The 11,786-nt window shown below is 43.1% G+C and carries 5 protein-coding genes and 2 pseudogenes; 5 read left to right on the top strand and 2 right to left on the bottom strand.

Annotated features, from left to right (window positions below; translation table 11 throughout):
* A pseudogene (locus tag PseudUWO310_RS23145) lies at nt 1–1,760 on the top strand (hypothetical protein); the annotation flags it as partial.
* On the opposite strand, the gene PseudUWO310_RS21825 reads toward PseudUWO310_RS23145, so the two are convergent.
* Nucleotides 1,678–6,402, bottom strand: coding sequence for an NACHT domain-containing protein (locus PseudUWO310_RS21825; protein ID WP_190316123.1), 4,725 nt, complete (start codon nt 6,400–6,402; stop codon nt 1,678–1,680). The pseudogene PseudUWO310_RS23145 and the gene PseudUWO310_RS21825 sit on opposite strands and share 83 nt — an antisense overlap.
* 12 nt (nt 6,403–6,414) lie before the next feature.
* Nucleotides 6,415–6,897, bottom strand: coding sequence for a hypothetical protein (locus tag PseudUWO310_RS21830; protein WP_143190462.1), 483 nt, complete (start codon nt 6,895–6,897; stop codon nt 6,415–6,417).
* A gap of 36 nt (nt 6,898–6,933) precedes the next feature.
* Here PseudUWO310_RS21830 and PseudUWO310_RS21835 point away from each other — a divergent pair, with 36 nt between their 5' ends.
* From PseudUWO310_RS21835 to PseudUWO310_RS21850, 4 genes and pseudogenes are all read left to right on the top strand, one after another.
* Nucleotides 6,934–9,300: a hypothetical protein gene (locus PseudUWO310_RS21835; RefSeq protein ID WP_143190463.1), complete on the top strand. Its 2,367-nt coding sequence runs from the start codon at nt 6,934–6,936 to the stop codon at nt 9,298–9,300.
* 94 nt (nt 9,301–9,394) lie between these two features.
* Nucleotides 9,395–10,273 (top strand): Rpn family recombination-promoting nuclease/putative transposase, encoded by an 879-nt coding sequence (locus tag PseudUWO310_RS21840; RefSeq protein WP_143190464.1) that lies wholly within the window; start codon nt 9,395–9,397, stop codon nt 10,271–10,273.
* A gap of 30 nt (nt 10,274–10,303) precedes the next feature.
* Nucleotides 10,304–11,362: an SAM-dependent methyltransferase gene (locus PseudUWO310_RS21845; RefSeq protein WP_223805802.1), complete on the top strand. Its 1,059-nt coding sequence runs from the start codon at nt 10,304–10,306 to the stop codon at nt 11,360–11,362.
* A 215-nt stretch (nt 11,363–11,577) separates the two neighbouring features.
* Nucleotides 11,578–11,786: pseudogene (locus tag PseudUWO310_RS21850) on the top strand (hypothetical protein); the annotation flags it as partial.

Below are 11,786 nucleotides of genomic sequence, written 5' to 3' on the forward strand. Positions count from 1 at the left end.
TCTGGTCAAGGAAAGAGGACGCTAAATTCACCGAACAGAAACTAGGTACTCAAGCATTAGTGTTCTTCCCAGAAGGAGTCCAAGCGGACGTACTCCCCAAACTCAAAATCAAAGCCGAACGCCTCGCAGAAGCCCAATCCGATCCGCGCAAGGTAGCGCAACTGTATATCGAACGCCATGAAAAGCGTCTACAGCAGAGACAAGAAGAACTAAACAATCGCGCTAACATTACCCAAGTCATCGAGCCAGAACTCGCACTGGAACTGGGATTGAGCCCACAAGAAAACACAACAGCCAATGAAATTGACCGAGAGCCATTAAACTCACCTAACGAAGAATATCAAGATTGGCTGTATGACATCCTCAAAACTGACCTGATTGAAGGCGGTCATTGTCAGATCTTAGAAATGGAAGATATTGCTAAACGACTGCGAGAATTCCTACAGAGCGAATGGCAAGAAGTAGCCACAGGAGGCGTTTATGTCCCCAGCGGCATCGCTCAACCCCACAATCAACTCCAAGAAGGCGAAGTCAGTTTTACAGGGCTACCCGATGGAGCCGAAGTTGCCATCTATCGCAGTCCCGTTACCAATGCCGCTAACTTTGACGTATTTACGAACAACCTCACAGTTTTGCGGGAATTAGATCCCGAAGCCTATCGGCAGAGAGGAGTCTGCTACCTCAATCCCCACGATGCGAAACGACTGGTAATCGACTTTGATGGCGATCGCGTGGGGATTATTCCCAGCCAATTATCCCCCGAACAGCAAGCCAGTTCCCAGAAAATTATCGAGCAATATCCCACCCTAATCCAAGAGATTATTGACAAGAATCTGCCAGAGAACAAACCAATTCAAGTCGAAAAAGAAAAGAAGATTCCCCGCGATACTGCTAATGGATTTGTCAGCCTAGCCAGTGCTGCGGTGAATGCTGCCGATAACCCCACAGGAAGAGTTGCCAATCTAGGCATGAGGTTAGAAGCCTTGCGATGGGAAACCCAATATATTCCAGAATCTGAAAGTAGAGAATACTTGCAAAACATTGGCAAACATTTCCAAAAGCTACTTGCCGAAGACAAAGATCCTAAGAAACCCTTTCGCATTCTCAATGACGCATGGCGGAATCAGATTGCCGAAATTAGCCAAATTGCCAGTACCATCCCCAACTTACCCGAACCAGAAAAAGCGACTGCCGTAACTACAGGCTTAGGCAAAACCGAGAGACTGCTATGGAATCTAGAAAGCCTCGCAGCCGTGAATTTACAGCGTGCTGTCGATACGCCTAAAAGTGCCAGAAAAGTCGATGAAGACGAATTTCAATTCTGCCAGAAAGTCGCCAAATACAAACAGGTGGAATGGATTAAAGACAAAGACAATAGCTATGCCTATATCGGTGCTGAAGGCATCAAAACCAATACCCAAGACCCCGTAGGCTGGATGGTGGAACAAGCCAACCAGATTTACAAGGAACATAGTCTGATTGGCGATCGCAACTACAATCGCTTTGACCATATCTTCCCCAAAGACAGCCATACACCTGTTCAGACCGAATGGGCAAAGAGCATTGCTTCATCATTGGGACTATTGTCAACGGTTAGCACTTACTACGAATTGAGCATAGAGGGCAAAGTATTTGCAGATCGATATTGTTGCAGGTTTAAAAATTGTGGCGCAAATGCTATGCCCCTACAGAATTCTCACTCAATTTCGTTAACTCCTTCTTCGCAAACTCCTTTAATTTTTCATCAGGATCGTTGTTAGAGATCGCCTTCAATAATTCCAATGTTTGAAGATTATCACGGTAATATTCGAGGATTGCTTCTAGTGCAGTTTGGCGGGGATTAGTTTGCCGATCTTTTTCACGTTTAAATGGATCGTGGATAGCGCGATCGCATAAAAAATCAAATATTTTGGGGTCATTTTTCCAGCCTTGGGCGATCGTTCGTAATGCGCCACTTCTAACAAATTCATTCTCATCTCTGATAGCGCAATTTTTGATTAAAGGAAAAGTGTCAATCTGATCCTTCCAAACGAATGCTATTTCTCGTAAGGATGAAATCCTTACATACCAACTCCCATCATTAATAGCACGATCTTTGATGAGAGGTAGAGTATCGGGATCTTCTTTCCATCCTCTTATGATTACTCCTAAAGATGCAACCCGCACATTCTCATCATCATCATTAATAGCCTTATCTTGAAAAAACGAAAGAAGATTAGAAGCCTCTTCCGATCTTTGAGCAATATTTAACACCGACATCCATCGAACAAGATGACTTTCGTCATTCACACAGCGCTCTTTGAGGATAGAAAAAATGTCAGGGTCATTTTCCCATCCTTGAATGATTGCTACTAAAGATGAATTTCTCACATACTCATTACTATCATTAACAGCTCTATTTTTAAGGAATTGAAGAAGATTAGGCTCTTCTTTCCAGACTTGTGCAATCGCTTGAATTGCAGATTCTGGTACATACGAATTTAAGTTAAATGTAAGGCAATCCTTGAGCCAATTGAATGTTTCAGGAATATCTTGCCAAGTTATTGCAATTGTACTTATGACTATAGTTGCCGTTTCACGGACAAATTTATATGGAGATTCCTGCTCAACTTCATGCTGTAGTGTTTTTAGTAGCCTACTTGACGCAGCAGCAATTATGTTTTTATTTCTCACCTCAAACAAACAATTAGCTGCTAGTAAAAGGTTGGATAAACCTTCTTTTTTAAGACAGTTTTCGTCATCTAAATATGCGCCTTTATCAACTTTCTGCTCCAAAAGAAAATCAATAATTTCTGCAACAAATCTAGGTTCGATCATCCCAGAAATTAATCGCAAGACCTCATGCCAAGACTCATCCTGCCAATGTTTACCAAAAACATCATGAATTAATTGCTTAATCGTTAGTGTTTGTGTTTCCCTAAACTGCCAAACAAACTCCCACGCACAGAAATACTCCAAAAAAGTACGATGCACAAAACCATAGGAACCCCCACCTAGATCGCAGAGGATGAAATTGCGTGTGCGAAGTTGACCGATCATGATGCGGGCGATTTCCCTTGACTTCTCTACCTCAATCGTTTTTAGGTAATCCGTCAAAATGCTCTCCAACTGCGCCACACTAATCAAATTCCCCGCCAAACCCTTCGCGCTTGACTGAATATAATAGGCAACCTTCCGCAACATCGCCTGCTTATCGCGATAGTCAATCGTTTTCGGATCGACTCGTCGATCCTCCATCAAGTTACGTCCTATATCCCAGTGATCTAATAACACCCTCGAAGCTTGATTATAAAATTCTAGACGATCCCTCAGTAACTCCTGATTGCGATTGAGAATAGCCATCATCATTATCATCAAAGGATTTCCCGCCAACTCCTTAATTGATCGCGACTCCCTGATCGCGTTCTGCAAACGCTCCCGCTTGCGATCCTTATCCGCACCTTCCACAAAATTCAAATCATGCCACCGCAGGACAAACTCCTGCATTTGCTCATCATTCAACTCTTGCAGCATAAAGTGCTGGAACCCTGCATCCCTTAATCGTTGTGCCTTATAGCCCAACCATCGAGAAGTCACAATTACTCTGACCGCAGGATATTCATTTATAAAGCGATAGATATCTGTCATCACCTCATCCCGCAACGCAGGATCGAACACCTCATCAAACCCGTCAAACAGAGCAATCACATCACCATTCTTCAGGTTTTCATGCAATTTCTGCTGGTTGAGCCGACAGGTGATATCCCCGCCATGAATAAACGAAACAATATCCTTGCATTTCCTTGCTTGCTTATCACGGGCATAGGTACGCAACTCCAACAAAAGCGGCAACGGATGGAAAGGGAAATCTCGCACAGGTCGCTCCGCCCAAATCAGAGCCAGATATTGCAATAGCGTCGATTTTCCCGATCCAGGGTCGCCCAAGATCACCGCATATTTCGCAACCCCATCCTTCGCTGATTCCTTTGGATCTCCTAACACCTCAAACACTCCCCGAATCGGCTGCTCGATATAGCGCTTGCGATGATTCTCTAACTCTGCCTCAGCAATTTCCAAAGCATCCAACTGTCCACTCCCCTGCAATAGCCTCGCCCGATCCTTCGGCAACTCATACACCTGCGGAATAAACTCCTGACATTCCCGCAAATTCTGAGGAATAAAGATCTTCCACAGTTTCAAATCGTTATAATACACCCCAGTTGTATCAAGAGATTCCAGCTTCAAGTTGCCATACTGCTCCCGTAATCCTTCGGCATACTTCTCCAAATCAAACGCTGGCGCAACTCCCGCCACCTCCTGAACTGCATCGGCGATTTTATCAAAGGTCTGCACCTCAAAAATCAGACGCAACTTATCCGAATTCTGGACAATCTTCTTCACAGATCTAATGTAGGACTTACTCAAAAAGTCCCAATTCATATCCTCTGGCAAATAGGGCGAATTTAATTCTGACCAAACTCTCACCAACAGCGCTGTATTAATCGCCTTACATTCCACATTAAACGCCATCCCCAGAGCCGCCGCCACTTCTTCGCGATCAATAAACTTTTTCAAAAAAGGAACGTACTGCTTGATAATTGCTTCCGTATAACCCACCCCTTGCAACTCATCCTGAATAAGTTCCAAAAAATTTTTCAGTGCTTTCCCATAGGCTTCCTTCAATACATCAGGTTCAGGCAAGCGGATCACATTTTTTAGACAATCTTTAAAAAAGTCCTTATCATAATCCTTTGATGCATCCTGAGCCAGACCTTCCAAAATGGGATAAACGACTACACCCGCCGCCTTTGTCACGCCCCAAATTATCAACCAGTCTATTGAAGTTTTGCCAGTTGTAAGTTGTTTAAGTTTTGTCCTTGGTATGCGAATACATATAGTTGGTTCTAGAGTATTTGACTCTATACAAGTAATACTTTCAGAACCATTTTTTTGTATGTACTTTCTAAAAGTACTAAAGCCCCGACCAAAGCCTTCAAACACACGAAGCATTCTAAGATATTGAGAAACTGCTACATCTGATGGGCAAGACTCTTCAATTAGACAACTTATTAATTCATCCCAAGAGGTTCTAGAAGGAAATTTTCCAGGATTTTGAACCTCAAGCCTGTCAGGAGTAATCGAAACTTTTACTGTTCCTGTTAATGAATAATCTCTATGAGCAATAGCATTAGATATCAGTTCTCTTATAACTTCAACGTCAATTTCTTCAACTTCTCGTCTAATACCTTCATTATCTACAAATGATATTTTCTGAAGATACTCTTTTGTTTTCTCAATTAATTTTAAGACTTGATAGCTTAAAGAACCATATATATTTTCAGATATAAACTCTGAATCGCTCGAATTCCCAGCAGCAAAGATAGATCTCGCTTGATGAAAAATAGTCTCTGGTCTATTATAGAAGCATAGTACAGCAGATTTATGAAGATAGTATTGTCCTCCATGCTGGATAGGAGAATAAAGCTGTAACTTTGAAAGAATTTCCTGATTAGAAAGGCTCTTGTCTAATTCTATCTGCATCTCCTTCGCAAAACTTTTTATCAAATCCCAATCTAAATCCTGTATTGATGCATTTACGCAAGGGTGTAGATTTGGAAGTGTTTTTTCATAAAGTATTTTTAACTCTTCGGATGAAGTTACAGCTTCAGTAATTTGGGGTTGAATTTGTTTGGGTATTTTTCCACTCTTATTTTTGGAGATCCAAATTTCTCCATCTGCCTTACCAATCAAATAAATTGGTCTTTGATGAAATTCAGAATAATTTTCATCATTATTTAGCTTGTTATTAATATAGCTGATAATATCTGCAATAGAAATATATCCATTACTTGTACTTTTTTCATCTAGACCACTTTGAATTCCTTGACAGAACAATTTTGTGAAAACACTAAATGAGCCATCCTTCAATTCACGACTAGTTTGACTTTTTTGAGAAGAAGCAATAACAGTAATACCTTTAGGAATAGACTCTTCATCTATTGGCTGAGAAGGATGATTATCATTTTTAACTCCTTCCAAAGCGGCTCCACTATGACATGCATCAATGATTAATATTGCACGTTTAACACCACTGGATTGAATCTCATTCATCAAAGAGCCAAATGGGAGATAATTCTTTCCAAACTTCAAGCAGTAATTATCATTCCTTATTTCACCATGACCTGAAAAGTAGAAGATAAATTGGTTGTTTAAATTCCAATCTTCAAGAACTTCTAATAGATTGTCTAAAAAGGTATTACGAGACGCGCATCCATGAATTGGAGGATTGGTATTTGTACATCCACCAAACTGCGGATCTGTTAGAAGGCTGTAAACATTTGAGACATCACTATGTCCCGCCTTTAACTCATTCCCACTTTGAGCACTTACAATAAGTGCAATTCTTTTCGGAGGTTCTTCCATAAACATTTAAATTTACTTAGAAATTTTAATCTCAATTTTCGGAGTAGAGGATAAAGAAAAACTCGCAGAATTCAATTCGTTAATTGCTTCTTGAACTTTCTCTGGGGGCAAATTATCGATTGATAAGATTTTACCGTCAAGACTTACAGTTAGCGAATACTTTGGCTGTTGAGATTTCCAATATGTGAGGGCTGCAATAAAAGTTCCAATGGCTGATATAACTAAACCAACAACTGTTAAACCAATTGTTAAACCTCCATCTTTAACGCCTTGTCCTGAATCAGCTTTCTCTCTTTCTACACGAAGGTCACAGTCTTCTTCGATTAGATTTGCAAGTTGTTCTAAGTTATATGAATCATCATCTGTTAAAGAATCAGCAAAATTAATATAAGTATTCATGTTAAACACACTTAAGCTTTTCAAAATTATATCAGATGATTTAAAAAAGCCTGTTTGATTTCTTATTCCTTGAGATGGGATCGCCCAAGATCCCACGATCTAGGCGCTTCACTAATTTGAGAGTACAAACAGATGCTAACGATCGCCAAGACCAACCTTGCCACAGGTGAAATTGTGGACAATGATATCCAATTCCGCAACACCCTATTAGAAGCACTGCATCCCGATATCAAACTCAGTATCGGCAACATTTCCCCATTTCTGAACAAGCTTGCCAAAGCCGAAAGCACCGCCAAGACCAGTAAATCCGCAAGCCAACGCAGCACCGCCGCCAAAAGCATTGTTCCACTAAAGAAACAGGCGATCGCCACCCTTAATAAAGGACTGGGAAAATACCAGCTATCAGGAGCATCAGGAGCGAGAAAACATGGAGACTTCTTCTTCAGCCACGAATTAAATCCCTTTGCCACCTATTTCCCTAGCGCTATGGGACAAATCAACTACGGCTCGATCCTGATGACCGAATGCCTCAAAATCTATGCAATCCCACAACTAACGATCCTGATTGTCGAAGACAAAGAACATCGCACCGATGATTGTCATGGCAAAATCAGCCATGAATTGTTAAATCAACTCCGCCAAAGTGAAGACTTTGCAATTCCAGCAAATACCCCATTCCAATTTCGGGCAGGAATAACTAACGCATGGGTAGCCAAAGGGACATTGCAAGTAGAACTAAACCTACCCAAAGGCATCGACTTAATTCTGCCACTATCATGTTTTAAAGGACATAAACCAGCATTAGGTATCCACAAACTAACCAACCTGAAACTAGGAATCGTTAACTTTGCCCAAAAACGCAGAGTCAAGACCTCCTATACCGTCTGGCAATGGTTCAGCCCACAAGCGATCGCCCAAGATGTCTTACCCACCACCCAACAGAAAGCGGAAACCCTAGTCGCCGCGCAGAGAGACATCAAGCAACTCTGCCAACTGGTACAAACCGAGCAGTGGGTAAAAACAGATGATTCAGAAGCCGAACCCAACGAAGAAGAAGCCGATGGGAAAATCCTATCGGAAATCCTCAAACATGACATTCACGGACAACTGCTAGAACATCCCTACGTGGTGCGAAAGATTGAAGATTTAGTAAGACGAAGGTGGTTAACCCTAGCCACTAGCGGCGGTATCAACTTCTCCAGTTTTATGGCACAACCCTGCCCCGAACTAGGCGAACTCGAAATGAGCATCCCCGAAATACCTGAAGGCGAATATGTCGGATTCCGCTATCCCATCCGCGATCGCAATGACTTGCAGATTTGGACAAACAAACATATCAAAGGACTCAACCAACAGGGAACCATGTATGTCAACCCAGACATCGCCCGTGACTATTGCGGCATGGACTTTGACGGAGATACCTTCTGCGTGAAATCCGTCCAGAAACTACCTGCGATTGCCGAAGAAATCCGCCAGCACCACATCAAACCCACCACCTACAAACCCGACAAAGTGCCAGTGCAAGGAACCCTAGCCGAAGTCGCTCTCAGATCCACAGAAAACCAAATCGGATTGATCACCTATTACCTAGCCACTGCATGGGCAACAGGACAGCATCAGTACATCGCAGGCTTAGCCCAAGAAGTCCAAGTCGCCGTAGATCGGCTCAAATCCGACCTCAGCCACGACCAAACCTTTCTCGATGAAGTGGGCAAAAGCTTACCGAAACTAGACTGGTTGATCGATCGCAAACAACAAGGAGTCTATGGCAGTTACTACGATCCTAAGCAGAGATGCAAAATGCCCGCCAGACCCATGAAAGCCAACGGTGAATACAACGACCCAATCTCATTCCTAATTCAATCTGTGAATGCCATCTGGCAACCCGTAGACTTACACGAGCGCACCCTGCTCGAATTCCGCGAACTGTTTATCAAACCGAACGAAGCACTCTACCAAAGAGCAATCGCCCGACGCGATGAATATACCAGCAAGATCAGGGAAGCCATGAAACTATCAAGCGATCGGGAATCCCGCAAGAAAATCCTCCGTGCCGCCGTGCAATGGGCAAAAGCTCTAGGCGAGAAACTAAGGGAAAAAAGCGAGAAAACCGCCCAAACCTGTGCCGCCGCCATGTGGCAAGCCAGTCACAACGGCGATCATGGAACCGCAAGCGTTGCATTCAATATGTTCCTACCAGAGATCTGCGATCGCCTCCATGACAACCAACTGATGCGACTACAAATTGTAGGAGCGCAGTATGGAGAACTCGCATCAACCAAATGGACGGGAAATGGAGAACATGCCTGTATCCCCATCCTTGTATCTCAACGCCAAGAAGATGGCAGATATCAGATAGAAGTCATCCGTAAAAGTAGGAAAAAGCCATACCTGTTAGGACTCATAGCCAAAGACTCCGCCAAAGTATTGGTGGGTGAATACACAGCTTCGCTGACAACACATCAAAAGACCATAGTGTGCGAACTGGTCGCTGCTTAGAAATCAAGGGGATAAAGCAGCTTTATCCCCTTGATTATCTATCTTCTAGAAAAAAAGAATTTCCCAATCCCAAACTTTGCTAAACTAAGTGGATATGAAAACGGACACGCTCTTTTATCAACTATTCAATACCTTTCACACCCTACTGTTTGAGCTAATCGAACGCCCGATTGCTGAAGCAGAAGGCTATGAATTTAGCTCAGTGGAAGTGAAAGAAAAAGCCTTTCGGTTTGATGGCATATTTAGCCCTAAAGCGAAAGATAAACCGATATATCTCATCGAAGTTCAATTCCAGCAAAAGGAAGACTTTTACTGGGAATACCTATCCGAGATATATCTGTACCTAAACCAATACCGTCCCGAGCGGGAGTGGCAAGCGATCGCCATCTTTGCGAGGCGCAGTTACGAACCAGAGCCAAGAAGCCACGTGCGGGAAATGCTCGACTGCCAGAGGATACGGCGAGTCTACCTAGAAGATCTGCTAGAGCGAGAGACAGACTCTTTTGCGATCGGTATTATTCAACTCATCTTGTCTAGTGAAAGTCAAGCTGTCAGACTGGCAAGACAATTAGGTGAGAAGATCGAGCAGGAAAACAATACCGAAATCCAAGAGCAGGTATTAGAATTAATAGAGACAGTGTTGGTTTATAAATTCCCAAAACTCAGTCGGCAGGAGATTGAAGCAATGTTTACATACAGCGATTTAAAGCAAACGCGAGTATATCAAGAGGCAAGAGAAGAGGGCGAGCAACGCGGCTTAAAACTAGGCGAGCAAAGAGGTCTAGTGAAAGGGCAATCTACAATGCTGCTGCGGATGCTTGGTCGCAAGTTTGGACAGATCACCCCAAGCTTGAGGGGCAAGGTCAACAAACTATCGGCAAAGCAGTTAGAAAATTTAGCCGAAGCATTATTTGACTTAGAGACGATCGCTGACCTCAACAACTGGCTAAAAACCAAAGGCAAAGGCAACTAGAGGATTTTGAACCAATACATAGAAAAAGACATGACAACTAAAGTCATGTCTTTTTTTATGGCTAGCGCTTGTTCGCAAGAACAAAAACTAGGAAAAAACCCCAAAATGTACCAACCCATATTTGAAATTACGCCAGAAATCGAACAGCATTTTGATAGCCCCCTGCGAGTAAAAGCAGAAGTAACCGTCGAAGCGATCGCCCTATCGAAATCGATAACCAAGGCAACAGCAGAGCAACAGGTAGAACTCGCCAAAGCATCGGGATGGGGCACCCTCACTGATATCTGGGTAAAAGCCAATCATCAAGGCAACACATGGCAGCATCGATGCCATGAAAAACTAAGTCAATTATTGACTCAGACTGAAATCCAAGCCGCTAAATCCGCAACCGCAACCGCTTACCAAACGAGTTTTGAAGTAATCCGCGCCATGTGGGATATCCTCAGCGATATCGGTTTTACAGGTGGAACGATCGTCGAACCAGCCTGCAACACCCTAGCGTTTATGGGATGTCAGCCCACGCTGATGCGAGAGCGATCGCAATGGGTAGGTATAGAACTAGACCCGATCTTTGCCCAAATTGCGAGACTGCTATACCCCGAAGCGCTGATTTACGCTCAAGGATTTGAGACAGTGAGCCTAAGTGATAACAGTTTTGACCTAGCGATCGGCAACGTTCCCTTTGGCAATTACAAACTCTACGATCCGCGCTACGCCCACCTGAACCTAAGCATCCACAATTACTTTCTAGCCAAATGTACTGACCTAGTGAGGGAAAATGGGTTGATAGCCTTGATTACCAGTTGCTTTACCCTAGATGCAGCCCATACTAGCTTTCGGAGATATCTAGCGAGTAAGTTAGAACTAGTGACCGCTATTAGATTGCCAGACATCGCTTTTAAGAGATTTGCCAACACGGAAGTAGTTGCCGATATTCTTATTTTTCGTAAACTCACAGAATCCGAACGGATAGCAACGAATCAAAAAAATTATAAATATCCCGATTGGGTCAAGACAGTTCCATCAGGCAAACACACAGTCAATCAGGAGCCAATCATGATTAACCAATGGTTTGTAGAGAGTGCTTAGTGACCGATCTAGAGAGTAACCACACCAAAACTATCGAACGAGTCAATTCTTAATAGGATTGACTCGTTTTTAATTGAGAACAGATCTATGTCTACTTGTGCATCGAAATTGCGGATTCAGAATATCTGTTAAAGCTGCTTTCGCACAATTGTATGACTCTTCCCCCTATTTGAGAGTTATCTGTGAGACGATAAAAAGTGAAGTAAGTATTACTCGTGCAGGAGAAGCGCACCTTGATTAACCAAAAGACTGTCGCACTTCTGGGGAAGAACGTTCGACTAATCGACCTCAGTCGTCCCCTTGAACCAACAGCAAGCGAACCCACTCCTCCCCGCATACAGCACATCTCGCATAAAGACTGTGCCGAGATGTGGGAATTTATGTTTGGCATACCATCAACCGCACTTCCTAATGGACTAGGTTT

It is taken from the genome of Pseudanabaena sp. UWO310 (assembly GCF_006861605.1).
In the GTDB taxonomy this organism is placed as follows: Bacteria; Cyanobacteriota; Cyanobacteriia; order Pseudanabaenales; family Pseudanabaenaceae; genus Pseudanabaena.